The following is a 25,798-nucleotide window of genomic DNA, read 5'->3' on the forward strand; positions in this document are numbered from 1 at the left end:
CGTGCAGGAGCGCTACGAACGGGTGTACTCCGCGGCGGCGCGGATGCTGACCGAGCACGCCCCGGCAGCCGGCCGTGCGCACTGGCCGCAGGAGCGCCGCAGGCGCTGGTCGGAGCTGGAGATGCTGCTGACCGCACTGCCGCGCACGACGCTGCCGGGCACCGCCGACCCGGCATGGCAGCTGGTGTCCGCAGTGGACGAGGACGGCCGCCCGGTCGGGATCGCGGACGCGGTCCGGGCGTGGGAGCAGCGGATCACCGCGGCGCCGCCGCCCGCCCCGGGCACGATCGTGGCGATGCCTGGGCTGTGGCACACGCTCGCCGGAGGGCTGCTGCGTGAGCTCACCGGCCGCCTCGCCCCGGGCCGGCCGGCCGTGACGGTCGGTGCTGCCGGAGGCGAGCTGAGCGCTGTCGCGGCACAGTTCGCCGCCGCGTTGCGCACCGCGGTCACCGGCGCCCCGCACCCGCCCCGGCCGCGCCCGTCGCTGCGCGGGCCGCAGCCGCTCGCCACCGGCCTGCCGATGCCGGCCGCCGCCGACCGCCTCGAAGCGGCCGCGCGGCTCGCCGCGGCGGCCACACCGAGCCCGCGGGAGCTGGCCGGCGGCACCGACTTCAGCGTCCGGTTCGACGCGGCGGACGCAGCCGCGCAGCTGCTCGGCGGCCTCTACCGCAGTGCCGGCCCGGACTGGCGGGAACGCGCTGAAGGGCTGCGCCCGGCCGAGCACCTGGTGTCGTTCGTCCGCTTCGACGGTGACGTCCCGCGCCCAGTCGGCCTCGCCGAGCACGCCGCCGGCGTCCGGGACCACGTGCGGGACCTGCGTGGGCCGTGGCGGCCGGGCCCGGACGACCCGGTGCCGCGGTGGTCGCCGCAGCGGGCCTGGGTGGTGCTGCCGGACGTGGTGGCGACCGTCACCGCGGACCTGCTCGACGAGCTGGCGGTGCGGCTGCGGCCGGGCCGGCAGGTCGGCACGGTGCGGTTCGACACCGAACCGCTGGGGCAGTTCGTGCAGCGGCGCCTGCTGGACGCCGCGATCCGTGACTGGACGGAGGGCGACCGGTGACGATCGGTGCTGACCGGCTCGTCGAGTTCGCCAGGCGGTACGTGCTGCGCGACGACGAGACGATCGAGTGGATGAAGGCCGTCGGCGACGGCACCGACACGCCGGTCGTGGACCTGTCGACGGCGGAGCGTGGGCTGTCGGTGCGGGTCGTGCGCGGGCTGCTGCAGGCCGAGCGGGCGTCCTTCGTCGCGGCGGTCGTCGCCGTCACCCGCGAGGACGAGGACTTCGACGGCCCGGCGCCGCGGGAGTATCTGCTCATGCGGCACGACGGCACCGCGGTCCGCCTCGCCGACGCCGGTGCGGTCGCGGCGCTGGGGGAGCGGGTGCTCTCCGGTGACCTGCCGCCGTCGGCGTATGCGGAGCTGCTCGTGTACGGGCAGTGGCCGGGCAGCTGGGCGAAGGAGGTCGTCGGCGACCCGGTCGCGTGGCGCCGCAGATACCCGGCCGGTGCGCCGCTGCCGGACGTCGAACCGCTGTCGGTGCGACTGGCCGGCGGCACGATGACGCTGACGTTCGCCGCGGCCCGGCAGGTGCCGGACCTGTCCGGGCGGTTCACGCTGGACGTGTCGGTGTGGTCGGTGTCGGTACCGCCCGACGCCCCGGCCACCTGGCAGGTGCGGACCGTCGCCGAGTCCGTGCCGGTCTAGAGGCCGGTCTAGAGGGAGGTTGCGTTGCTGGTCGCGCGGTCGGTGACCGAGTGCCATCTGTACATGGCCCTGCACCCGTGTGAGGGGTGCGGCGAGTGGGACTTCCCGTGGTCGCGGCACGACCGCGGGCCGGGTCCGCAGTCGGCGTACGAAGGGCCCTGCCCGTCGTGCGGCGCGTCCCGCCGGTTCGAGTTCGTGATCGCGCCGGATGCGGTGCCGCCGCCGGCCTACGGGGGACCGGAACCGTCCCGGATCATCGACCCGGGCGAGTTCCTTGCGATGAGCGAACGGGCGGCCCAGCACGCGACCGTCCCCGCGGACGCGTCCGGGCCCCGCCGCGACGACGCGCGCACTGCCGCCTCCGACGCGCTCGCCGCCGCGGAGGAGGTGCTGAAGTTCGTACCGCCGCACGCGTCCGCGGTGCCGGCTTCGGCGTTCACGTCGGAGACGGGACGGGCCAGGTACGCCGCGGATCCGGCCGCCTTCACCCGCGAACGCCTGCAGGAGCGCATCGAGGCGTGCCGGCAGGCGCTGCTGGCCCTGACGGCCTGACAGCCGATTGCGCGGTCAGCGGGGGGCGAAGCCGTCGGAGAGCTCCCGGTATGTCCGCTGGACCGCTTCGAGCCGGATCTTGCGGAACCTGCCCGGCTCGGCGTCGTACACCGACCGACCGCGCTCGGTCCACAGCGCATGAACGGGGACGGCGTCGGCGCCCGGCGGGACGAACTTGATCGCCTCACCGACAGCGGCGGCCGCGATCCGCAGGTCGATCAACGCCTGCCGGCGCTGCTCGGCGGTCATCCCCTCGTCCGGCTCGGCGGGCGCGTTGCGGATGATGAGGTCGGCCACCCACAGCCACTCACCCGCGTCGATGATCTCCGACGCGCCGCCGTCGACGCCGAAGGCCGGCTCCTCCTCGTCGGGGACCGTCACCTGCTCCGGCAGGCGGAACGTGAACTCCCGCTCGGTGCCGCAGCTCGGACACGGCCCCGTATATCGGCTGGCCAGGTCGCCATCGACAACCACGACGGAGCTCGGCGGGATGAAGCGGGTCTCGCCACACGTCTCACACGGGTGCAACTCGATGAACAGGTGTGCCTCGACGTTCGTGCGTGCCAGTCGCAGGACCATGCCGACGACCTTACTCACGCTACGCTTGCCCACGGCAGTCGACGGGCGGACGCGAGGCAGACGATGGTCAGTGGTGCGGTGTTGCTGGATCTCCTGCGACGGTTCGTGTTCTTCGACGACGAGACCGTCGTGTGGAGCAAGGACTACGCGCCGCATCCCGCACTCGCCGTCGAGACCAGCGACCGGCTGTTCAACGTCCGGGTCGTGCCCGATCTGCTGCGCGTCGGTGCGGCACCGTGGGTCGAAGCGCTCGTCGTGGCGATCCGCGAGGACCAGGAGGTCGAGGGCCCGGCGCCGCAGGACGTCTTCCTGCTGCGCACCGACGGCGAGGCCCTGCACCTGCGTGACCCGGGCACCGTCGCGGCGCTCGGTGCGCTCGTCGTCACCGGCGACCTCGACCCGGTGGCGTACGCGGAGGTGCTCGCCTCGTGCCAGTGGCCGGGCGGCTGGTTCAAACAGGTCGTGACCGATCCGGCCGCGTGGCGCGGAGAGTATCCGCCGGAGGCGGACCTACCGCAGGTGGAGGCGCCGCAGGTACGGGACACCGATGACGCGACGCAGCTGACGTTCTTCGCGTCCCGGCAGACCACCGAGGTCGTCGGCGGCAGGCCGGTGCTCGACGTGAGCCGGTGGACCGTCCGGATCCCGAAGGCTCCCCACGGCGCGCCCGCGGCGTGGGACTGCGAGGCGGTGGCCGACGGCGTGCCGCTGGCGCCGCCGTGGTGACGAACGGAGACGCCGTGGGGGAGTTCGTCCTCGCCGGGGAGGCCGGCGGTGAGCACCTGGACAATCCGGGCCGCCGCCAGCGGTATCTGCGGTATCTGCGCGCCGGTGCGCCCGTCGGCGGCGGCTACCGCACCGACGGCCATTGGATCTGGGCACCGGCCCTGGCCGAGCGGCTGGAGCACGAACATCTGCTGCCCGAGCCGCCGTTCGCCGGGCACATCCTGCGCTACGGGTTCATGTGCCCGCCGGTCACCACGGCGACGGCCGATCAGGCCAGGGCCGCCCTGGCGCAGCTGCTGCGAGGCTGACAGGTCAGCGGGATGCTGACGGCGCGGGCGAGCCGGGCTTCGGCGTCGTAACGGTGCCGGTGAGCTTCGCCTCGCACCGCGGGCTCAGCGAGTGCTGCTGGGCGACGATCGAGCCGTCGACCGACAAAATGCACTGCAGCTGCGGGATCTGCGCGCCGATCACGGTGTCGCCGTCCGGGGCGGCGTTACCGCCGAGGACCACGATCGTGACGTCCGGATACACCACGTCGACCTGCTTGCTCCAGGTCGACTGCGGGTTTTCGAACGACACCGACGCGCCCCGCTCGTCGGTGTACGCACCGACGATCTTCAATCCGGGACCGCCGGAGTGGAACAGCTCATAGGTCACCGTATGGGTCACCTTCGCCGCCGACGGCGGGCTCTCCGCCGGTGTGTTGCAGCCGCTCAGTGCACCCGCCGCCACCAGCAGCGCGGCGACCGGCGGTGCGACCCGTAGCATGCGTGAACTCCCCCGTGGTAGCCGACGACCCACGGCGGTAGCTTAGCCTCGATGCCTCCTGACGGGGAAGGAGCGGTCGATGATCGCCGGTGGCCGGCATGCGTTCCAGGTGCTGCACCCGGGCTCACCCATGCTGCGGGTGCGCTACCGGGCGGGGATCGTCGTGGACGCGCACGGATTTCCCGACTGGGTGCCGTTTGCGCGGGCCGTCGTGCAGCTACCACCGGTCCGTGACGACCTCGGCGCCCATGCCAACCGTGTCGTGGACGTGCTCGCCGCCAACCGCGTGGTCGCCGGCACCGACCCGCTCCATGAGGACGCCCCGACCGGCGGCGGACCGGCCGGCTGGACGTGGGCGCACCTGCCGGTCGTCACACCCGGCGCGCCGCGGCGGGCCGCGCTGGTGCCGATCGAGCTGCACGGCGCGCACCGGCACCTCGGCGGCGTGAGCACCGCCCGCACCGACCGGACCCGCCGCTATCTCGGCGAGCCGGGCCGGTGGCCGGTGCCGAGCCGGGTCGAGGCCACCGTCGCCGACGACGCCCTCACGAAGGTGGAGGAGCACCTCGGCCGTGCGTTGCCGGCGGACTACCGTCAGTATCTGCGCGACAGCAACGGCGGCGGCCCGCACGTCGCGGTCGTGCACGTCGGTCTCGGGTTCGTCGCCGACCAGCCGATGTTCGGCGTGGCCCGCCCTGACGCGCTGCAGGACCTGCTCTACGCCAACGCCTGGTTCGGTGACCGGTTCACCGCCGACTACGTCGCGGCCGGCTACGTCCAGGGCGGGCTGATCGCGGTGAAGGTGCGTGGCGAGGCGACCGGCTCCGTGTGGTGGTTCGACGACGACGACCCGCGGGCCAAGGACGACGACACCGCGGAAGACGTGTGCGAGCGGCTGCTGCACCACTGCGCCGACGACTTCAAGGCGTTCTGGCAGATGCTGTGCGAGCCGCCGGAGCCGCTGCGGGCGGCGGCCGCGGCTGCCGACGTGACACAGTTGCACCCGGACCGGATGGGCGCCGCGCTGCCGGCCGCGAAACGCCCCACCGGCCCGCAACCGGCGAGCGGAGGAGCGACCCGATGACCGACCCCGCCCTTGACCAACAGCCTCCGCAGTGGGAGCCGGCGAACGAGACCGAGCGCGCCTTAACCAAGGCCCTCGCCGACGGTGACCAGCAGGCGTTCTTCGGCATCATCGCCTCCGCCGAGCTCTACCTGCCGCAGGTCGGCCAGGAGGAGACCGAGGAGCAGACGTTCATCACCGCGGAGCTGTTCGGTCAGACCGTCCTGGTGGTGTACACGTCGCTGGAAGGACTGACGGCCTCGGTCGCCGGGGTCGCCGACGCCTACACGGTCACCACCTACCAGGAGCTGCTCGAGCGGTGGCCGCAGCCGGAGTGGCGGCTGGCGGTCAACCCGGGCTATCCGATCGACGCGTATCTGCCCGTCGAGGCGGTCGCGGCGGCGGCGGAGGGCGACGTCAAACTGCCGACCGCCGCCCAGGTCATCGTCGCCGGGTTCGCCGAGGACGAGCAGGCCACGCAGGTCTTCGACACCGACACGGTCCTGCGGGACGCCGCCGAGCGCAACGATCCCGGCACGTACATCGACACCCTGCTCGACTCGACCGTCGTCGTGCCGACCGCGCACGCCGTCGAGGACCCCGAGCAGCTGCTCGACCAGCAGGACTGGTGGCGGCCCGCCGGGACGGAGCAGGAGCCGGTCCTGGAGGTCTTCACGTCGGAGGAGGCGTTCTTCGCGGCGTTCCCGACAGCCCGCACCGATCCCGCGACCGGCGGGGTGCACAGCGTGACGATGCCGTTCGTGCTGCTGCTCGGCGTGTGGCCGGAGGACACCGGCCTCGCCGTCAACCCGCGCACCGACTTCGGGATCGAGCTGCCGGCGCAGGACGTGCAGGCACTGCTGCTGTGGGAGCCAGAGAACCCCGCCGCGGGCACGACCACCACCACGCACGAGAGCGATGAAGTGTGGGTGCACGGTGGTCTATAGGATTGGTCGCGCTGGTCAGACTGGGGAGGCAAGCACGTGACGTCCGTCATCATCAAGCGTCCGCCGCGGCGTGCCGCGCCGCCGCTGCCGACCGGGGACGTGCTGCTCGACCCGCCGCCGGAGGTGCCGAACGCGGCCGGCAAGACCTGGACCCGGATGCTGATGATCCTGCCGATGGCGGCCGGCGCCGTGGCGATGGGTCTCATGATGGGCGCCAGCGGCCGCTCGGGCCCGCTCGTCTACGTCGCCGGCGGTATGTACGGCGTCTCGATCCTCGGCATGATCGCCATGATGGCCACGCAGACCAACGGACCGGGCAAGAAGGAGATGATCGAGGCCCGCCGGCAGTACATGCGGCGCCTCAGCCAGCTGCGCGCCCAGCTGCGCGACACGATCAAGAAGCAGCGCGAGGCCATCTACTACCGCCACCCCGACCCGTCAGTGCTGTGGTCGCTGGTCACCGGCGCCCGGCTGTGGGAACGCCGCCGCGGCGACGCCGACTTCAGCGTCGTCCGGATCGGCCTCGGCGCGCAGGAGGTCGCCACCCCGCTCATCCCGCCGCAGACCCGCCCCGTCGACGAGCTCGAGCCGCTGTGCGCGATGGCGCTGCGCAAGTTCGTCGCGACCTACACCGTCGTGCCCGACCTGCCGGTCGCGATCGCGCTGCGGGACTTCTCCCACGTCTACATCCGCGGCACCGACGAGCAGACCGTCCGTGACTTCGTCCGCGCGCTGCTGGCCCAGATGGTGACGTTCCACTCGCCCGACGACCTGCTGATCGGTGTCGCCGTCGCCGACGCGCAGGCACCGCAGTGGTCGTGGGTGAAGTGGCTGCCGCACGCCGCCCACCCCACCAAGGTCGACGCGGTCGGTGCGGTGCGGCTCTTCACGCCCGGCGTCACCGGCCTGGAGGCCATGCTCGACGACGTCCTGGCCAACCGGCCCCGCTTCGACCCCGCCGTCGCGCAGAACTTCGCCGGCCCGCACACCGTCGTCGTCATCGACGGCGGCTCCACCGCCGGGTCCGACCACCTCATGACCGAGGGCGGTGTCGCCGGCGTCACCATCATCGACCTGTCCAACCCGCCGCCGCGGCTACTCGACGACACGACCGTCGTGCTGGACATCGCGGCGGACGGCGCCGTTTCCGGCATCACCATGGACGGCACCATCCAGATCGGCAAGGCCGACCGGCTGCACCCCGCGGAAGCCGAGGTGCTCGCGCGGGAGCTCGCACCGCTGCGGCTGTCGGCGGCCTCCTTCGCCGAGTCGACCTCCGTCGCCGTCGACCTCGGCCTCGCCGAGCTGCTCGACCTCGGCGACCCGGCCGAGTTCGACCTCGCGCAGGCGTGGGCCAGCCGGCCCAACCGCGACCGGCTGCGCGTGCCGATCGGCATGGGCGCCGACAAACGCCCGATCGAGCTGGACATCAAGGAGTCCGCGCAGGACGGCATGGGCCCGCACGGCCTGCTCGTCGGCGCCACCGGCTCCGGCAAGAGCGAGCTGCTGCGCACCCTCGTGCTCGCCCTGGCCGTCAAACACAACCCGGAGATCCTCAACTTCGTCCTCGTCGACTTCAAGGGCGGCGCGACGTTCACCGCGCTGGACCGCCTGCCGCACACCAGCGCCGTCATCACCAACCTCGCCGATGAGCTGTCACTCGTCGACCGCATGCTCGGCGCGATCCAGGGCGAGCTCGTACGCCGCCAGGAGCTGCTGCGCAAGGCCGGCAACTACGCGTCGCAGCGCGACTACGAGCGAGCACGCGCCGCCGGGATCCCGCTCGGGCCGCTGCCGAGCCTGCTCATCATCGTCGACGAGTTCAGCGAGCTGCTGACCGCCAGGCCCGACTTCATCGACATGTTCGTGCAGATCGGGCGGGTCGGCCGGTCCCTCGGCGTGCACCTGCTCCTCGCCTCGCAGCGCCTCGAGGAGGGCCGCCTGCGCGGCCTGGAGACGCACCTGTCCTACCGGCTCGGACTGCGGACGTTCTCCTCGATGGAGAGCCGCACCGTCCTCGGCGCCCCCGACGCCTACGAGCTGCCTCGCTCACCCGGCCACGGCTACCTGAAGGCCGGCACGGAGGGGCTGATCCGGTTCAAGGCGGCGTACGTGTCGGGGGCCTACCGGCGCGACGGAGCCCTGCCGATGGTCGGCGGGAGGGCCGTCGACGCCGTCCGCGACTTCACCACCGCCTACGTCACGCCGCCGCGTGAGACCGCGCAGGCCGACGAGGCACCAGAGCCGGAGGAGACCCACGTCGGGGAGACCCTGCTCGACGTCCTCGTGCGGCGGATGGAGGGCCAGGGCACGGCCGCGCACCAGGTGTGGCTGCCGCCGCTGGACGAGCCGCCGACCCTCGACCAGCTGCTGCCGCAGTTCGTCCAGTCGCCCGAGCGCGGCCTGACCGTCGCCGACGCGTCGCTGCACGGCCGCCTGCACGGCGTCGTCGGCATCATCGACAAGCCCTACGAGCAGCTGCGCGACCCGATGTGGCTCGACCTGTCCGGCGCCGGCGGCAACGTCATGATCGTCGGCGCCCCGGTCACCGGCAAGACCACGTTCCTGCGGACCCTCGTGAGCAGCCTCGCCCTGCTGCACACCCCACGCGAGGTCCAGTTCTACGGCCTCGACTTCGGCGGCGGCGGCCTCAGCGCCCTCTCCGGCCTGCCGCACGTCGGCGGGATCGCCAACCGGCGCGACGTCAACACCGTGCGCCGGACCGTCGCGGAGGTCTACGGGCTGCTGCAGGCCCGCGACGCGCTGTTCGCCAAGCTCGGCATGGACGGCATCGCCGCCTACCGCCGCAGCCAGCGCACCGGCGGCCCCGCGGCCGAGGACCCGTTCGGCGACGTGTTCCTCGTCGTCGACGGCTGGGCGACCCTCCGCGGCGAGTTCGAGGACCTCGAGCCGATGGTGTCGGAGATCGCCAACCGCGGCCTCGGCTACGGCATCCACATCCTCGCCTCGACCAACCGCTGGATGGACATCCGCACCGCGACCCGCGACATGTTCACCACGAAGGTCGAGCTGCGCCTCGGCGACCCCAGCGACTCGGCGATCAACCGCCGCGCCGCCGTCAACGTCCCCGAGCAGGCACCCGGCCACGGCCTCACCGCCGACGGCTTCCACTTCCTCACCGGCCTGCCCCGTATCGACGGCCAGCAGCAGGTCGACGACCTGTCCGACGCGGTCACCGAGTTCGTCAAGCACATGCAGGCCTACTGGACCGCGGCACCCGCCCCGAAGGTGCGGCTGCTGCCCGACCAGCTGCCGTTCGAGTCGCTGCCGGCACCGGTGCGCGGCCGCATCCCGATCGGCATCGCGGAGAACGACCTGCTGCCCGTCTCCCTCGACTTCGACGCCGACCCGCACCTGCTGCTCTTCGGTGACCTCGAGTGCGGCAAGAGCGCCTTCCTGCGCGGCCTCGCCCGCAGCATCACCCAGGCATACCAGCCGTCCGAGGCGCGCATCATGCTCGTCGACCTGCGCCGAAGCCTCCTCGGTGCGGTCAGCCCCGAGCACCTCCTCGGCTACGGCACCTCCCAACAGGTCACCCTCGACCTCGTCAAGCAGGTCGTCACCGTCATGCGCGAACGGCTCCCCGGGCCGGAGGTCACCCCCGACCAGCTCCGCAACCGCAGCTGGTGGAAGGGGCCCGAGCTGTACATGCTGGTCGACGACTACGATCTCGTCGCCGGCGCTGCGGCCAACCCCCTGGCGCCGCTGCTCGAGTTCCTGCCCCAGGCCCGTGACATCGGCTTGCACCTCATCCTGACCCGCCGGATCGGTGGCGCCGGGCGGGCGATGTTCGACCCGATCATCACCCGCATCCGTGAGCTTGCCTCACCGGGCATCATGATGTCCGGCTCCCGGGAGGAGGGTCCGCTCTTCGGCAACATGCGGCCGCAGTTCCTGCCGCCCGGGCGGGGCTATCTGTTCACGCGGCGCGAGAGCGGCCGGCTCATCCAGACGCCGTGGACACCGCCCCCGCAATGACGACGATGTGGAGCGCATCCCTCATGTGGCTGCACCGGATCCTCGCCGTCGCACTGGTCGGCGTTGTGGCGGTGGTCGGACCGTTCGCGGCCCCCGCGGCGGCGGCCGAGTGCACCGATCCCGGGCAGGACATCACCACCGTGCCGTGGGCGCAGCAGAACCTCGGCGCGAGCAGTGTCTGGGCCCTCACCCGCGGCAGCGGCGTCACCGTCGCTGTCCTCGAATCCGGGGTCGACGCCGCCCACCCGCAGCTCAGCGGCCGGGTCGACGCGGGGGTCGACGCGGTGGCCGGCACCGGACCCGCCAACACCGACTGCGTCGGCACCGGCACACAGGTCGCCGGGGTCATCGTCGGCAAGGTGACCAACGGCATCGGCTTCACCGGTGTCGCCCCGCTCGCCCGCATCCTGCCGGTCCGCGTCGTCGCCGACCGGCAGACCGGCGGCGCCCAGGCGGCCCAGCTCGCCAAGGGCATCAACGCGGCCGTCGACGCCGGCGCCCACGTCATCGACGTGGCCGTGCCCACCTACACCGACGACCCGGCCGTCCGCGCCGCCGTGCAGAAGGCCCTCGACAAGCAGATCGTGGTCGTCGCGGCCGTCGGTGACCTCGGCGGCGCCAACCAGCAGAACCCGACCCCCTACCCGGCCGCCTACGACGGTGTCATCGGCGTCGGCGCCGTCGACGAGCGCGGCATCCGGATGGACAGCTCGCAGTTCGGCGAGTATGTCGACGTCGTCGCACCCGGCGGCAACATCCTCACGCTGCAGCGGGCCTCCGGTCTCACGGTAGTCAACGGTACGGGTGTGGCATCGGGATTCGTCAGTGCCGTCGTCGCTCTCGTGCGCGCCTTCATCCCGCGGGCGACCGTCGCGGAGGTGACCCGCAGGCTCACCGGCACCGCCGTCCCCGCCGCAGGTGGCCCCGGCAGCCAGTTCTACGGCCACGGGATCGTCAATCCGGCAGGTGCCCTCACCGACCAGGTCGTCGAGCAGCCACCGGCGGTCATCGGCCCGGTCGACGGCCCGGCGCCTGCCCGCGCCTCCATCTGGGCCGGGAGTCGCCGCTGGGCCCTGATCGGCACGGCCGGCGCGCTCGGGCTCGCGGTCGTGATCGCCGCCCTCGCCGTCGCGTTGCCGCGGGGCCGCCGCCGGCGCTGGCGGGCGGAGCATCCGGCTCCGGCCCGGGTCCGCGACGAGCCAGAGGAGCCCGGGCCGCCGGCGATGCTCTTCGACTGACGGTCTCCTGACTGATGACGATCAGCAGGTCGGGGCGCCGACAGAACCGCAGCTGCTCGAGCTGCACTGCCAGCGTTTCCGGGTCGGCATCGAAGCCGCCGCGCTGGTTGGTGACGGCAAGGTCGAGCGACTGACACCACCACCCGTCGAGCACCCGTCGAGCCGAAGAACCGGGCGCGTCGACCTTGTCAGTGCCGGTGGCACTGTCGTCCAGCGCCCACCCGTCTCCCGGGACCTGATCAAGCAGCGAACGAGCAGGGGTCAGCTGGCGGATGGCTTCGGGGACGGGGAGCCGGACGTGGACGGGGACGGTGAGGACCGTGCGGCCGGAGCACCGGCCACCTGCGGCTGGAACACTGCCGCCGGGTCGAGGACCGGACCGGCCGGAATGCGGGTCACCAGCGAGCTCGGCACGTCGGTCGCCTTGTCCGGTGCGTAGCCAAGCATCCGCAGCACCTCCGCCGACGGCACGGAGAAGCGGACGCCCATGTCGGTGATGATCGCGTAGGCACCCGAGGTGGCAGTCGCGGACGGCAGGACGCGGACGATGGCGACCCGCCCCGCCGGGACGGAGACGCGGTCGGCGAGGGCGGTGCCGGCGGTCGAGCGGCCGATCGTGGGGACCCCGGCGTCGATGGAGGGGATGGTGCCGCCGACGGTGATCTGCGGGGCGTTGCGCGGGTCGGTCGTCGTGGCGCAGACGAGGTCGCCGGGGGAGCCGGGCTGCAGGTCCAGCTTCGGCGGCTCGGACGGGGCCGCGGCGTCGTTGCCCTCGGGGGCGGTCAGGCGGGAGCTGTGCTTGGCCTTGTTGATGTCGCCGATGGAGACCTGTGCCGGGTCTTTGCCGGGGAACTGGGCGTCGATGATGTTCTTCTGCAGTTGGGTGATCGGGGCGATGCCGTCGTCGAAGACGAGGTAGTGCTGCGGGCCGGAGCCCGTCTGCACGACCAGCAGGTCGCCGATCTTGCGGCCGGTGACGCTCTTGCTGTCGGTGCCGCGGTTGTTGATGGTGATGGGGCTGATCGGCACACCCGCGGGAAGGGTGTTGATCCAGGCGGTGCCGACCGGGGCCGGGGTGACGACGGCGCCGAACAGGGCCGGGATGACCGTCCGCGACTCCCACAGCTGGTGCCGGTGACCGTTGACGACGAGGTAGGTCAGGCCGGCCGTGACGTCCTTGATGAGCACGCCCTGGCCGTTTCCGCTGGCACGCGCGCCGGCCGTCGCCTCACCCGCCATGAGGCTGACCGTTGCCGTCTGCCCGCCGGAGCTCGACGTGCCCGCTGTGGAGCAGACGGTCCACGGCAGCCCGACGGCCTTGCCGGCCGGGGGGAGCGAGTCGGGTGCGCCGGTGATGCCGATGGTGATGCCGCGCGGCACGGATCCCAGAGACTTCTGCGACACGCGGAACAGCTGCGATGCGCCCCGCCCGGAGGCCAGCAGTGCGGAGGTGAAGTTGAGCGTCGGGTGGAGGCGGCCGTCCATGAAGACGAATGTCGCGCCGGTCTCGCGCTCAATGACGATCGATCCGTCGGCCTTCCAGGCGGTGCCGCCGACCTTCGTGAGGATGCCGTAGACGCCGAAGCCGGCACCGACGAGGACGGCGACCATGATGCCGGCGAAGACGGCGCCGATGCCGCGCCGCAGCGGCGACTGGGCCGGGTCGGTCTCGCGCATGACGAACGCGGACAGGACCCGCTGGGTCAAGTACTGGTAGGACTGCAGCTGGTCCCGGCGGGTCGCCATGTCAGCTGCCGAACGAGGCGAACAGCGCCTGGATCGAGCCGTAGACGCCGATCACGCCACAGGCGAGGGGGATCAGCGCGATGATCGCGACGACGTCGGTGATGTCGGCGATGCGGCCGATGTACGGCGTCGGTGTCCGTCTGCTGTAGATCAGCCCGGCGGCGACGATCGCACCCCCGACAAGCAGCAGCGCCGGGAGGATCACCAGGCGCCCGCCGCCGGGGTCGGTGCGCAGGACGAGGCCGAGCAGCAGCACCGCGACGCCGAACGCACCGCCGGCGAGCAGCGGGACCCGCTGCCGGGCGGCCGGGAAGAGCCTGGCCCGCAGCAGCAGTGCCGCGGACGCGCTGGCGGCGAGCAGGATGCTCGTGGTGTGGCCGTCGACGCCGAGCATGACGATGGTCACGGCACCGACGACGGCGGCTGCCAGCAGCATGCCGGTGAGCAGCTCGGTGGCGCGGGCGACAGCGGCGAACACCCCGGCTCGGCTCGGCACCGGCTGGTCGACGAGGATGTCCTCCGGCTTGTCCGGCAGGGCCGGCACGGGCAGCTTGCCGAGCCAGCTCGCGATCAGCGGATAGCCGGGCAGCAGGCCGATGACGAGGGTCAGGGCGAACGCGGCGGACCCGGCCGCCGACATCCCGGCCAGCACGAGCAGCCCAGTGATGATCCCGGTGATGCCGACCTCGAGCCCGGCCATGAACAGCCACCGCACGGCGGCCGTGCCGACGTACCCGAGGACGCTGACCGCCAGCAGCGCCGCCGACCCGAGCAGCACGCTGGTCGCGCCGAGCCCGGTGACGCCGATGCCGTCGGGCACGACGGCGAGGGCGCCGGCGGCGAACGCGTAGGGCAGGGCGGCACCGGCGACGGCGCCTCCGGCGGGCGCGTCGCCGAGTGCGCGGGCGACGACAAGCCCGGCGAGGGCCAGCACGAGCGCGATCCCGCCGGCGACGGCCGCCGGGATCGTCCACGGCGGTCCGGACAGGGCGATCGTGAAGACGCCGAGTGTGAACGTGACGACACCAATAGCGATTCCGCCGCGGCGGGTGGCGGGGCCGCTCCACGACCGACCGGTGCGCCGCGCGCCGTTGGCGATGACCTCGACGACGTCGTCGTAGGCGAGCTCCGGCCAGTCGGTGCGCCCCGGCATGAGGTGCAGGATCTCGCCGTCGCGGACCCCCTGGACGGTCAGGTTGCGGGCCGGCTCGACGAGCGCGCCGGTGGCCCGGCGCAGCACCCAGCCGGAGTTGTGGTCGGTGTCGCCCATGTCCTCACCCGCGTGGCGCAGCAGGTGCGGCAGGAGCTCCGCGACGATGGCGTTGTCGGGCAGTGCGACGTCGATGCGCCGTTTCGGGGTGGCGACGGTCACTCGGGCCAGCCCGATGCCGATCCGGGGCGTCACGGCGATCTCCTCACTGCGTCATGGCTGCACAGACGGCGACGACGGCAAACAACGTAACAGAACGCCCGGAAGCGCAACGTCCTCATCGCCATGCGTCGCCCATGGTCTGACGCTCCGTCGACGTGGGGTGCAGCCACAGGTACCGGTTGGCGCCGCCACCGATGAGCGCGAGCATCTCGTTCTCCAGCATCTGCAGCCGCTGCACGGTATGCGGGTCCAACTGCAACGCCGTCCCGGCGACCGCGGCCTCGGTGGCGTGCAACCGTTGCAGGACCACGAGATCACCCGACCGCACCGCGGGTGCGCCGGGCTCCTCGAGGCGCCGCAGGACGGTCAGCTGCGTCTGCCACGGACCGGCCGCCGGTGGGTTCGACGGGCCGGTGGTGCCGAGGTCGTGTATGACGAGGGCGGGCCGGCGGGCGGTCGCGGTGATGGTGGCCGGCTGCTCACCGTGCAGGACCGCGACCCGGTCGGCGCGGCTGACGGCCCGTTCGCCGAAGCCGTGCCACGCGGCCGGGTCGACCGTCATCACGACGATCTGCGAGCCGAGCGCCAGGGCCCGGAACGCGAGCATCTGCGCCGCCCACACCCCGCCGACGAGCGTGACGCGGGTGGGTTCGGGCCGGAACAGCCGGATCGGGACCGGCTGCTGGCTGTGGTCCGCGCCGAGGATGAGCCCGGTGCCGGCAGACCTGACGCCCATCGTGTTGAGCGCGGTCAGCGACGCGGTGTGCCAGCCGATGCGCAGCCCCGGCTGTCTGCCGCCGGGAGCGGCGTCGCGTTCGTTGTCACGGTTGCCGTAGACGGTGCCGCCGGGCGGGCTGGACGGTGGCATCGGGGCGGCGGCGATGAGCCCGGCGACCCGCTGGGTCTGCGCCGACGCGTCGGCCTCCGCCTCGGCGGCTGCATGGGCTTCGGCGGCGCGCCCGGTGTCGGGCTGGGCCTGTGTGCCGGGTGCCGGCTGCGGCCCGGCGACCCGTACGTGGGGCGCCTGCCCGTCCGCCTGCCCTGCCGGCTGCCCCTGGGCAGGTCCGGGAGCCGGTGCGGGTGCGGGTGCGCCGAGGACACCGCGCTGCTGAACCGGTTCGATGGGGCGGGTCATCGGGGCCCTCCGCCCGTCGGTGCGGTCGCATACGTGGCAGGACCCTGCTCGCCGTCGAGCGGGAGAAGGTGCGCGCCGTGGGTGCCGCCTTCGAGGACCCGGCAGACGGCGGCGATCGTCTCGGCGGGTGCCGCGATACGTACCAGACACCTGACATCGACCTGGGCGTCGGCGGCGGCACCGGGGACGATGACGAACGCCACGCTGGTGAACGAGCCGGGCACGGCGGCAAGCTGGTCACCGAGGGCGCCGACGGCCCCGTCCTGGTCGATCGAGGGCCAGTCCTGCACCCAGTAGGACCGGTGGGCAAGGCCCGCGGAGTGCCACGCGTCCCACGTCTCCCGCGGCTCGGGCGGCGGCGCCGTGTCGTCGGTGCGCTGCAAGTCGCAGGAGCGCTCCAGGGCCGTCAGGACCCCGCCACGGTCGAGGATCCGCACGTTGACCCCGGCCCCACGCAGGGTCCGCGCGACCTTGCGGAGCATCGCCGCGACGACGTCGACGGCGTTCTCGGCGCTCTCCGCGCCGGCTTCGGCGAGGGCCCGCGCGTCGAGGCGGACGGCGACCCAGGTGACCCGGTCGGCCGGGATCGGGGCGGCACCGAAGCGCTGGACCAGCTCCCGGTAGGAGTACGCGGCCGGCAGCGCCTGCTGCAGGTCGTGGCTGGGGGAGCCGAGGGTGTGCGTGACCACCTGCAGGGCGGAGCCGGGCTGGCCGGTGCCGGTGAGCGTGGTGACGAGCGACTCCAGCGGCAGGTGCCCGGACGGCCCGTCGGCCATCGCGGCCGCCGGGGTGACCTCCGCCACCGCGAACCAGCCGGCGTCGTCGCGGGCCACCCCGATCACGGAGTCGTCGGACACCGGCACGTCCTGGACGGTCAGCCGCGGCGCGAGCGTGCGCAGCGGGGCGAGCCGCGGATCGGTGACCGGCCCGGCGGGGCGCCGCTTCGCGCGGCGGTTGAAGTGCCACGCGAGGACCCGGCGCTCCAGCCACCAGCGGCTCTTCTGCCGGCCGAGGGCGACGACGGCGATGAGCAGCCCGGCGAGCGCGACCGGCACGATGACCAGGACACCCTGGTCGAGCGCGGCGAGCAGGCCGAGTATCGCCGCCTCGACGGCAACGACCTGCAGCACGTGGACCGGCCCGAGGTGGCTGGGGCGCCGCCGCGGGGCAAGGGTCGCCGGGGACGGGTCGGATGCGGGTCCGACACCGACACGGGCCGAAGCCCGAACCGGCCCCTGGGAGTCGGTCGTCACCTGCCGCTACCTCCTGCCGCTGTCAACCGCTGCGCCGTCGCGAGAAACTTCGGTCGATCCAATCATATGGACGTCGCCCTCGCGGACCGGTGCTCGCTGGACTGGCGCCGCCCCGGTCCGGCGGACGGTGGCGCACCCGCGGGGAAGGAAACTGATTGTGCTCACTCGGCGTCAGCTGCTGCTCACCGGTCTTCAACACCGGACCGATGCTCGTTGGACCTGTTGTCCCCAAGTGGGTCAGGCACCGAGGTGTGTTTATTACGACGTTTTTGCTTGAGTCATGGAATCCACACCACATGATCGCCATTCAAGACCACGCGGCCGCTGATGTTGAATTCCACTGACGCGGTGGCATCGGTCCAGTGTCGAGGTTCGATACCGTCGGTGCTCCAGCGGTACCGGACGGTGGCCTGACCGGACGTGAGCGCAGCTCACCAGCGGCCGGTGGATCGATCGACCGGCGCGGCCCATGCCCGTGCCCGCAGGTTCGCGGCGCTCAGTGTGCCCGGTGGAGCCACCGCTCGATGCTGGTCAGGAGGACCTTGCCGGCGACCGCGATCACGGTGATCACGATCATCCCGGCGAGGATGCCGGTCGCGTCGAACGTCGCCTCCCCGTAGCGGACCAGCAGTCCCAGGCCCTGCCGGCCGCCGATGAACTCCGCCATGATCGCTCCGATCCAGGCAAGTTCGGCGGCCGAGCGCAGCCCGGCGACGATGCGCGGGGCGACGAGCGGCACGATCACCGTGGTGATTCGGGCGACGGCGCCCACGCCGAACAGGTCGGCTTCCTGGAGCATTCGCGCGTCGACGTCGCGGATGCCGCTGTACGTGGCGAAGAACGTGGCGAAGAAGACCATGGCGATGACGGTCGCCACCTTCGAGGACGTGCCGAGCTCGAACCAGATGAACAGCAGCGTGACCAGGACGATGCTGGGGACGACGTTGGCGGCCCTGATCAACGGGCCGAAGAAGTCCGAGAGCAGGCGACTGGCGCCGACCAGGACGCCGCACGAAACGCCGACGATCGCGCCCACGGCGAAGCCGACGGCGGACTCCAGGAAGGATGTCAGGATCTGCTTCCAGACGGAGCCGATCGGCGTGCCGACGGTGAACCACTCCACCAGGCGCTGCCATACCGCAGCAGGTGTGCTGTAGAGGTAGGCGTCGAGCCAGTACATCCCGGCCAGCTGCCAACCGGCGATCGCCATGGTCAAGGCGGCGAGCTGTGCCGTTCGATGCACGATGCGACGACGTCGCGCCTGCCGGACAAGGTTTGCCCTGGCCGCCGCCACCACGGTTTCGTGCGCGATGCTGATGTCAGCGCTCATCCGAGTCCCAGCTCTCGTAGCACCTTGGCGACACGGTCGTTCTCACTCGCGACGAACGCGGCGAACTCGTCGCCGGTGATGAAGGCGTCGGTCCAGCCCTTCGTGGCCAGCGCGACCTTCCACTCCGGCGAGTCGTGCATGGACGTCACGAGGTCGACCAGCCGTTGCTGCTGCACGGCGGTCAGGCCGGACGTGGCAACGAGTCCGCGCCAGTTCGCGAAGACCAGGTCCACGCCCAGCTCCTGCAGCGTCGGTGCGGCAAGGCCGCCGGTCCGCCGCGCCCCGGTCACCGCGAGGATCTTCACCGCGCCGACCTTGGCCTGCTCGGCGACCTCACCGATGCCGGTGGCCGCGAAGGCGACCTGGTTGCCGAGCACCGCGGCCAGGAGTTCGGCGCCGCCGCCGTAGCTGACGAACTTGACGCTCGTCGGCGCCACGCCGACCGCCTGTGCCAGCAGCATGGGCATCAGGTGGTCCGGCCCGCCCGGCGCCGACGCGCCACCGACGGGAACCCCTGCGGGATCGGCCTTCCAGGCCGTCACGAGATCCTGCAGGGTGTTGTACGGCGAGTCCTTCGGCACCACCACCGCTTCCATCTCTTCGATGAGCCGCGCAACGGGCAGGGTGTCCATCAGGGTCACCTGGGACCTGTTGGTGTGGACGGCGCCGACGACGCCGAGCCCCATCTGCATGAGCAGGTTCTCGTCGCCCTTGTCGTCGACGACGCGGCGCAGCCCTGTCGTGCCGCCGGCGCCGGCGACGTTGAAGACCGTGACGTTCCGGGCCAGTCCGGCGTCCTGCATGACTTTCGCCGCCGTCCGTGCCGTGGTGTCGTAGCCGCTGCCCGGGCTGTTCGGCACCAGGATCCTCAGCCCGTCGACCTGCCGGCGAACGGCGTCGGGGGTGCCGTTGCCGATGCTTGCGTCGCATGCCGACGCGACCGCAGGGACGAGTGCCAGGACCGTGGCTGCCGCGACCCGGAGCCATCTCCGTCCGCCCAACTGGATTCCTTCCGGCTCAGGACCGCCGCACCGCGTGGTCGCGGTGGCGGGAGGTGTGGTGCGTGCCGGAGTCTCACAGTGGGTGTGGGTCTGGGGTCATCGTCGGCGCCATAATGTTTGGCTATGGGTCTCAGGCCAGAGCCGGACCGGTAGCGCTGTGATGCCAGGCTGATCGCACATCGCACGCTTGGGGCGCCGCCCGGGAGTGGTGAGCGGCTGGTCAGCGACTTTCCGATGGCTCCGTGACGATCGGGTGTGTCTGCGGGTTGGCGTTCCACCAGCGCTCGAAGGCGGGGTTGTTCGGCACGTGGTCGAGGAACGCGTGGGTGACCGCGCGGTAGAGCTGATCGCATTCGGTGTGGCTGAACGCGTCGCGGCGCCAGATGACGAGGAGACGGGCGATCTGCGGTTCGCCGCGCAGGGGTAGGACGGCGGTGCCGGGAGGCTGGGGCCAGGTGGGGTCGACCAGACGGACGCCGTTGCCGGAGCGCACCAAGGGCTGGCCGGCGCCGCTGGGGGCGTCGTAGCGGATGTCGGGCTCGAACCCGGCCGCCCGGCACGCCCGCCGCAGCGACGTGAGCGAGCCGTCGTCCGGGCCGGGCGGCCCGACCCACCGCTCGTCACGCAGATCGGCCAGGTCGACGCTGTCCTGCCCGGCGAGCCGGTGGGACGCGGACAACGCGATGAAGATCGGGTACCGGGGGATCAGCGTCCGGTTGGCCAACATCCCGCCGAGCGGAATGTCGAACCCCTCCATGATCCCGATCAGGGCGGCGTCGAGCTGCCCGTGCGTGACAGCGTCCACGAGCAGCCGCGACGACGGCTCGATCCGCAACGCGACCTCGGTGTCCGGAAACGCCTCCTTGACCCGGTCGACCAGGCTCGCGGCACACGCCAGATGGACCGTGCCGAACCGGACGAACCCCGGCGCCCGGTGCGGCTCACGGAAGTCGTCGACGAACGCGTCAACCTCGTTCAGCACCACCCGGGCGCGGCTCAGGACCCGCCGGCCGAGCTCGGTCGGCTCGACACCCGCACGGCTCCGCACGAACAGCACCCCGCCGAGCAACTCCTCGATCCGGTGCAACTGCGCGGTCAACGCCGGTTGGGACAGGTTCAGCTGCGCCGCCGCGGCGGTCACGCTGCCCGCCTCGGCGATGACGCAGATCGCGCGCAGATGCCGCACGTCAATGCCCATAGCGAAACATTATGCCGCCGACGATGACCCCACACCCACAACCGCTGTGAGACTCCGACACGCACCACGCCGGACACCCCGGCACACAGTCCGCCTCCATCCCCGACCGTAAGGGCGCCGCGAATGGACCCGATCGTCGTGGCCGCCGAAGGACCGCACCCCGGTCCGCCGACCGACCGGCCCAGCACCGCCACCACCGCGGCGGCGGGCCGGTCACCCACCCGGATGGCACTCGGCCGGCTCCGTCGCGACCGTGTCGCGATGGTGTGCGTCGGGATCGTCGTGCTGTTCGTGGCCGTCGCCGTCTTCGCGCCGGTGCTGGCGGCGTTGGAAGGCCAGAGTCCCACCGCGCTGCATCAGGACCTCATCGACGACTACGGCTTCCCGACCGTCGGGCCGAGCGCCGAGCACTGGTTCGGCGTCGAACCCCGTCTGGGCCGGGACCTGTTCGCCCGTTGGGTTTACGGTGCCCGGCCCTCGCTGCTGGTCGCCGGGGCGGCAACGCTCGTGGCCACGGTTGTCGGTCTGATCGCGGGCATGCTCGCCGGTTTCGTCGGCGGCTGGCTGGATCGGATCGTGTCCTGGCTCATCGATCTTGTGCTGAGCCTGCCGTACCTGCTGTTCGCGATCGCCACCCCGGCGGTGCTGCTGTCGGTGACCGGCGGCGCGGAGGCGCCGCCACAACAGGTTGCCAGGGTTCGCTTCATCTCCCTGATCGTCGTGTTGTCGTTCTTCGGCTGGGCCGGGCTGGCCCGGCTGGTGCGCGGGCAGGTGCTGTCGTTGCGCGAGCTCGACTTCGTCGCCGCCGCGGCGGTCCTCGGCCTGCCGACCCGCACCGTGCTGGTGCGGGAGCTGCTGCCCAATCTCGTGGCGCCGGTCGTGGTGTCGGCGTCGCTCTCGCTGCCCGGCTACATCGTCGCGGAGGCCGGTCTGACCTTTCTCGGGGTCGGGCTCACCGAGCCCACGCCGTCGTGGGGAGTCACCGTCGCGGCGGCCCAGAACTATTACCGCGCCGATCCGCTGTACCTCTGGCTGCCAGTGCTCGGCATCACCACGCTCGTGCTCACCCTGAGTCTGCTCGGCGACGCCGTCCGGGACGCCTTCGACCCGAAGACACACCGCTGACCACCCGCAGAATCCGCAGGCGCACCGCTGACCACCCGCAGAACCCGCGGGCGCACCGCTGACCGCACACATCCCGCAGAACCCGCAGGCGCACCGCTGACCGCACACATCCCGCAGAACCCGCGGGCGCGCTGGTGTCCGCACACATCGCGCAGAACCCGCGGGCGCACTGGTGTCCGCACACATTCCCGCAGAAATCGAGGCATTGCATGAAGCACGTCAGATCGGTCGTGGTGGTGGCTGCCGTGATGGCCGCCGCGGCCACCGGTTGCGGCAGCCCGTCGTCGAAGCGGACCACCGCGGACGACGGCAGATCGGCCATCGCCACCGACAAGGTCATCATGGACCGCGACGCGAAGGGACCCGCGAAGGACGCCCCCGGGGCTCGCAAGGGCGGCACGATCACCGTGTACTCCCAGCCGACACCCAACACGTTCGACCCGACCGACACGTACTACGTCGACGCCAACGAGATCGACAAGCTGATCTTCCGTACCCCCACCCAGTTCGACATCCGCCCGAACGGCGACGCGGTGCTCGTCTCCGATCTCACCGACCTCGGCACCGTGTCGGCCGACAAGCTCACCTGGACGTTCCGGTTCCAGCGCGGAATCAAGTACGCCGACGGCAGCGAGGTCAAGGTCGAGGACCTCGCGTACGCCATCAAGCGGTCCTTCGCGCACGACGTGTACCCCAATGGGCCGACGTACCACATGACCTACTTCAAGGACGGCGACCCGACGAAACCCGGTGCGTACAAGGGCCCGTACACCAGCGGCGACACGTACGCCGGCGTCGAGACCCCCGACCCGGGCACCCTCGTCATCCATCTCGCGCAGCCGTTCCCGGACCTGCCGTTCTACCTGAGCTACCCGTTGTTCACGCCGATTCCCAAGGCGAAGGACACCCGCCAGGACTACAAGAACAAGCCGATGGCGACCGGGCCGTACGAGTTCGACAGCTACACCCCCGGGGCGCAGCTCAAGCTCAAGCGCAACCCGCACTGGGACGCGAACACCGACCCGGCCCGGCACCAGTACGTCGACGGCTGGGACTTCAAGTTCGGCGAGCAGGACGTCAAGACCCAACAGCAGGTGCTCAACAGCAACGGCGCCGACGCCAACGCGCTGAACTACCAGAACATCGACGCGTCGCTGGTGCCTCAGCTCACCGGTGCCAAGGCCGGCCAGCTGCTGCGGGGCGCCAGCCCGTGCCATCAGATGACCCAGCTGGACTCGCGCAAGATCCCGCTCGAGGTCCGCAAGGCGATCGCCGTCGCCTACCCGTACGACCAGCTGTGGAAGGCCTCCGGGTTCAACGACTACGGTCAGCAGGCGTCCAGCACCATCATGCCGCCGAGCGTCCCGGGCTACCGTGCCTACCAGCCGCTGCCGGGCCTGTCCGGCAAGGGCGCCGGCGATCCCGCCGCGGCGAAGAAGATGCTCACCGACGCCGGCAAGCTCAGCTTCGAGGTGAGCTGGTACTACGACAACACCAAGCCGCTGACCCAGCAGACCACGCAGATCCTGTCCGACGCGCTGACCGCTGCCGGGTTCACCGCCAAGCCGATCGGTGTCTCCACCGCCGAGCTGCGCGGCAAGATCGGCGACTACAACGCCCCGACGAACCTCGGCGCCTCGCCGTCCGGCTGGTGCTCCGACTGGCCCTCCGGCAGCAGCTGGTTCCCGGTGCTGTTCCAGACGCACAGCATCGCCGACGGCCAGAGCATCGGCATGCTCTCCGACAAGGATCTCGACGCCCGGATCAACGCGATCGCCGCGCTCCCGCCGGACGAAGCGGTCGGCAAGTGGGCCGACCTGGACCGGGAGATCATGAGCCGCTACGTCGTGCTCCCGCGGTACTACTACAAGGTCGCCGTCGTGATCGGCACCAACATCGGCGGTGCGCTCGTCGACTCCACCATGGGCATGCCGAACTACAAGAGCATGTTCCTCAAGGGCTGACCGCCACCCGATCCCGGGCCCGGTCAGGCGTTCAACTCGTCGGGCCGGGCCTGGCAGCCACCCAGGCAGGACACCGTGCTGTTGTACATCCTCAAACGGCTCGTCAGCGCCGTCTGTGTCATCGTGGCCACCCTCGTGGTGAGCTTCGCCCTGTTCTTCGTCGCGCCAACCGACCCGGCCGCCGCGATCTGCGGAAACCGTTGCACGCCGCAGCGGGTCGCCGAGATCACACGCAGTCTCAGCCTCGACAGACCGGTCGCGGTGCAGTTCCGTGACTACGTCGCGGGCATCGTCGCCGGCCGGGACTTCATGATCGGCGGTACCGTCGTGCACTGCACCGCGCCGTGCCTGGGCTACTCGTACACGCTCGGGCAACCCGTGACGACCCTGCTCGCCCAGGCTGTGCCGGTGACGCTGTCGATCGTCGTCGGGGCGGCCGTCGTGTACCTGAGTGTCGGCGTGCTCGCCGGGACCTATGCCGCCCGCCGGCGCGGCACGTTCATCGATCGCGCCACCGTCGGGGTCACCCTCACGGTGAGCTCGGTGCCCTACTTCGTGGTCGCGTTGATCGTCGCCCTGTACGCGACCGCGCTGCCGCGCTCGGCCTACCACGCGCTGCTGGACGACCCGCTCGCCTGGGCCGGCGGGCTCAGCGCCGCGTGGCTCACGCTCGGGCTCGCCAACGCCGCCGCGTACACCCGCTACTCCCGCGCCGCGATGGTCGACATCCTGAGCGAGGACTACCTGCGGACCGCCCGGGCCAAGGGCGCCTCGCCGCGCCGGGTCGTCTACCGGCACGGCCTGCGAGCCGCGCTCACGCCGGTCGCCACGATCTTCGGCCTGGACCTGGCGCTGCAGCTGACCGGTGCGATCTTCACCGAGAGCATCTTCGGCCTGCCCGGGCTCGGCGTGCTCACGCTGCGCGCCTTCAACCAGTTCGACCTGCCGGTGCTCATGGGCGGGGTCCTGGTCGGCGCCGTGGTGCTGGTCGCCATGAACCTCCTCGTCGACCTGCTGTACACGGTGCTCGACCCGAGGGTGCGGCTCGCATGACTGACTCGTTCGTTCAAGTGCGGGACCTGACCGTGCGGTTCCCGGTTGCCGGCAGCGTGGTCCGCGCCGTCCAAGGGCTCAGTTACGACGTGGGGCTCGGCCGCACGCTGGCCATCGTGGGCGAGTCCGGCTCCGGCAAGAGCGCCTCCAGCCTGGCCCTGCTCGGGCTGCACGACCGGCGGCGCAGCATCGTCACCGGCTCGGTCACGATCGGCGGTCGCGAGTTCATCGGCATGCCGGAGGAGCAGCTGCGCCACCACCGCGGCAACACCGCCGCGATGATCTTTCAGGATCCGCGGGCCAGCCTCCATCCGTACCTCACGGTCGGCTACCAGATCGCCGAGGCCTACCGGCTGCACCACCGCACGACCTGGCGGGCCGCCCGCGCGCACGCCGTCGACATGCTCGGCCGGGTCGGGATCGCCAACCCGGCCCGGCGCGCCGGCGACTATCCCCATGAGTTCTCCGGTGGCATGTGCCAGCGCGTCATGATCGCCATGGCGCTGGTCAACGATCCGAAGCTCCTCATCGCCGACGAGCCGACCACGGCGCTGGACGTCACCGTCCAGGCGCAGATCCTCGGGCTCATCGCGGGCCTGCGCGACGAGTTCGGTTCGGCGATCATCCTCATCACCCACGACCTCGGTGTCGTCACCGATGTGTGCGACGACGTCCTGGTCATGTACGCGGGCCGCAGTGTCGAGCACGGACCTGTCCGCAGCGTCCTGGGCAGCCCGACTCATCCGTACACCTGGGGTCTGCTGGAAAGTCTGCCCTCGCTGTCCGGGCCGGCGGGTGGCCGGCTGCACCCGATCCCGGGTGCGCCGCCGGACCCGCTGGAGCCGTTGCCCGGCTGCCCGTTCCATGCGCGGTGCGAGTTTCACGAGCGGGTCGCCGGCGGCCGTTGCCGCACGGTGCTGCCCGACCTCGCCGTCCGCGCCGGCGATGGTGCGCACCGCTCCCGCTGCCATCTCGCCGCTCCCGCCGCGGTCTTCGCCGGCGAGATCGCACCCCGTCTGATCTGAGCACCGATCTGAGCGCC

Annotated in this window: 22 protein-coding genes; 13 read left to right on the forward strand and 9 right to left on the reverse strand. The window is 71.8% G+C overall.

The window, feature by feature from the left end:
- Position 1: 1 nt before the first annotated feature.
- The 3 genes from AB0J72_RS05820 to AB0J72_RS05830 are packed head-to-tail and all read left to right on the forward strand — an operon-like array spanning position 2 to position 2,259.
- Positions 2 to 1,060 (forward strand): hypothetical protein, encoded by a 1,059-nt coding sequence (locus AB0J72_RS05820; protein WP_363394810.1) that lies wholly within the window; start codon positions 2 to 4, stop codon positions 1,058 to 1,060.
- Positions 1,057 to 1,707, forward strand: a complete 651-nt coding sequence (locus AB0J72_RS05825; protein ID WP_363394812.1) for a hypothetical protein — start codon at positions 1,057 to 1,059, stop codon at positions 1,705 to 1,707. The genes AB0J72_RS05820 and AB0J72_RS05825 overlap by 4 nt, the downstream gene beginning before the upstream one ends.
- Positions 1,708 to 1,731: 24 nt before the next feature.
- Positions 1,732 to 2,259: a hypothetical protein gene (locus AB0J72_RS05830; RefSeq protein WP_363394814.1), complete on the forward strand. Its 528-nt coding sequence runs from the start codon at positions 1,732 to 1,734 to the stop codon at positions 2,257 to 2,259.
- A 15-nt stretch (positions 2,260 to 2,274) separates the two neighbouring features.
- Here the strand turns inward: AB0J72_RS05830 and AB0J72_RS05835 are convergent, their stop codons facing one another.
- Complete coding sequence (locus tag AB0J72_RS05835; RefSeq protein WP_363394816.1) at positions 2,275 to 2,838, reverse strand: hypothetical protein; 564 nt, start codon at positions 2,836 to 2,838, stop codon at positions 2,275 to 2,277.
- Between the two features lie 78 nt (positions 2,839 to 2,916).
- On the opposite strand from AB0J72_RS05835, the gene AB0J72_RS05840 reads away from it, so the two are divergent.
- Positions 2,917 to 3,564, forward strand: coding sequence for a hypothetical protein (locus AB0J72_RS05840; RefSeq protein ID WP_363394818.1), 648 nt, complete (start codon positions 2,917 to 2,919; stop codon positions 3,562 to 3,564).
- Between the two features lie 14 nt (positions 3,565 to 3,578).
- Positions 3,579 to 3,872: a hypothetical protein gene (locus AB0J72_RS05845; RefSeq protein WP_363394820.1), complete on the forward strand. Its 294-nt coding sequence runs from the start codon at positions 3,579 to 3,581 to the stop codon at positions 3,870 to 3,872.
- 4 nt (positions 3,873 to 3,876) lie between these two features.
- Here the strand turns inward: AB0J72_RS05845 and AB0J72_RS05850 are convergent, their stop codons facing one another.
- Positions 3,877 to 4,332, reverse strand: a complete 456-nt coding sequence (locus AB0J72_RS05850; RefSeq protein WP_363394822.1) for a hypothetical protein — start codon at positions 4,330 to 4,332, stop codon at positions 3,877 to 3,879.
- Between the two features lie 79 nt (positions 4,333 to 4,411).
- Between AB0J72_RS05850 and AB0J72_RS05855 the strand changes: the two genes are divergently transcribed.
- Genes AB0J72_RS05855 through AB0J72_RS05870 form a run of 4 tightly spaced genes read left to right on the forward strand, consistent with a single transcriptional unit; the run spans position 4,412 to position 11,579 of the window.
- Positions 4,412 to 5,416: an SMI1/KNR4 family protein gene (locus tag AB0J72_RS05855; RefSeq protein WP_363394824.1), complete on the forward strand. Its 1,005-nt coding sequence runs from the start codon at positions 4,412 to 4,414 to the stop codon at positions 5,414 to 5,416.
- Entirely contained in the window at positions 5,413 to 6,342 is a 930-nt protein-coding gene (locus AB0J72_RS05860) for an SseB family protein (protein ID WP_363394826.1), read from the forward strand. The genes AB0J72_RS05855 and AB0J72_RS05860 overlap by 4 nt, the downstream gene beginning before the upstream one ends.
- 36 nt (positions 6,343 to 6,378) lie before the next feature.
- Entirely contained in the window at positions 6,379 to 10,341 is a 3,963-nt protein-coding gene (eccCa, locus tag AB0J72_RS05865; protein WP_363394828.1) for a type VII secretion protein EccCa, read from the forward strand.
- Positions 10,338 to 11,579: a S8 family serine peptidase gene (locus AB0J72_RS05870; protein ID WP_363394830.1), complete on the forward strand. Its 1,242-nt coding sequence runs from the start codon at positions 10,338 to 10,340 to the stop codon at positions 11,577 to 11,579. The genes eccCa and AB0J72_RS05870 overlap by 4 nt, the downstream gene beginning before the upstream one ends.
- A gap of 261 nt (positions 11,580 to 11,840) precedes the next feature.
- Here the strand turns inward: AB0J72_RS05870 and eccB are convergent, their stop codons facing one another.
- The 7 genes from eccB to AB0J72_RS05905 all read right to left on the reverse strand — a co-directional run bounded on the left by eccB (position 11,841) and on the right by AB0J72_RS05905 (position 20,614).
- Complete coding sequence (eccB, locus tag AB0J72_RS05875; RefSeq protein WP_363394832.1) at positions 11,841 to 13,325, reverse strand: type VII secretion protein EccB; 1,485 nt, start codon at positions 13,323 to 13,325, stop codon at positions 11,841 to 11,843.
- A 1-nt stretch (position 13,326) separates the two neighbouring features.
- Complete coding sequence (gene eccD, locus AB0J72_RS05880; protein WP_363394834.1) at positions 13,327 to 14,730, reverse strand: type VII secretion integral membrane protein EccD; 1,404 nt, start codon at positions 14,728 to 14,730, stop codon at positions 13,327 to 13,329.
- An 82-nt stretch (positions 14,731 to 14,812) separates the two neighbouring features.
- Positions 14,813 to 15,832: a hypothetical protein gene (locus tag AB0J72_RS05885; protein WP_363394836.1), complete on the reverse strand. Its 1,020-nt coding sequence runs from the start codon at positions 15,830 to 15,832 to the stop codon at positions 14,813 to 14,815.
- On the reverse strand, positions 15,829 to 16,962 hold the full coding sequence (locus AB0J72_RS05890) for a type VII secretion protein EccE (RefSeq protein WP_363394838.1): 1,134 nt from the start codon (positions 16,960 to 16,962) through the stop codon (positions 15,829 to 15,831). Before AB0J72_RS05890 ends, AB0J72_RS05885 begins: the two co-directional genes overlap by 4 nt.
- A 619-nt stretch (positions 16,963 to 17,581) precedes the next feature.
- A complete protein-coding gene (locus AB0J72_RS05895; RefSeq protein ID WP_363394840.1) occupies positions 17,582 to 18,328 on the reverse strand; it encodes an ABC transporter permease in 747 nt (248 codons plus the stop codon).
- Positions 18,329 to 18,411: 83 nt separating this feature from the next.
- Entirely contained in the window at positions 18,412 to 19,416 is a 1,005-nt protein-coding gene (locus AB0J72_RS05900; protein WP_363394842.1) for a tripartite tricarboxylate transporter substrate binding protein, read from the reverse strand.
- A 220-nt stretch (positions 19,417 to 19,636) separates the two neighbouring features.
- Positions 19,637 to 20,614, reverse strand: a complete 978-nt coding sequence (locus AB0J72_RS05905; RefSeq protein ID WP_363394844.1) for a LysR family transcriptional regulator — start codon at positions 20,612 to 20,614, stop codon at positions 19,637 to 19,639.
- A gap of 123 nt (positions 20,615 to 20,737) precedes the next feature.
- On the opposite strand from AB0J72_RS05905, the gene AB0J72_RS05910 reads away from it, so the two are divergent.
- The 4 genes from AB0J72_RS05910 to AB0J72_RS05925 all read left to right on the forward strand — a co-directional run bounded on the left by AB0J72_RS05910 (position 20,738) and on the right by AB0J72_RS05925 (position 25,781).
- A complete protein-coding gene (locus AB0J72_RS05910) occupies positions 20,738 to 21,739 on the forward strand; it encodes an ABC transporter permease (protein ID WP_363394846.1) in 1,002 nt (333 codons plus the stop codon).
- Between the two features lie 209 nt (positions 21,740 to 21,948).
- Positions 21,949 to 23,703, forward strand: a complete 1,755-nt coding sequence (locus tag AB0J72_RS05915; RefSeq protein WP_363394848.1) for an ABC transporter substrate-binding protein — start codon at positions 21,949 to 21,951, stop codon at positions 23,701 to 23,703.
- A gap of 75 nt (positions 23,704 to 23,778) precedes the next feature.
- Positions 23,779 to 24,756 (forward strand): ABC transporter permease, encoded by a 978-nt coding sequence (locus AB0J72_RS05920; protein WP_363394850.1) that lies wholly within the window; start codon positions 23,779 to 23,781, stop codon positions 24,754 to 24,756.
- Positions 24,753 to 25,781 carry an ABC transporter ATP-binding protein gene (locus AB0J72_RS05925; RefSeq protein WP_363394852.1) on the forward strand — a complete coding sequence of 343 codons (1,029 nt, stop codon included), beginning with the start codon at positions 24,753 to 24,755 and terminating at the stop codon, positions 25,779 to 25,781. Before AB0J72_RS05920 ends, AB0J72_RS05925 begins: the two co-directional genes overlap by 4 nt.
- Positions 25,782 to 25,798 lie beyond the last annotated feature (17 nt).

This window comes from Dactylosporangium sp. NPDC049742 (assembly GCF_040674675.1).
Lineage (GTDB): Bacteria > Actinomycetota > Actinomycetes > Mycobacteriales > Micromonosporaceae > Dactylosporangium > Dactylosporangium maewongense.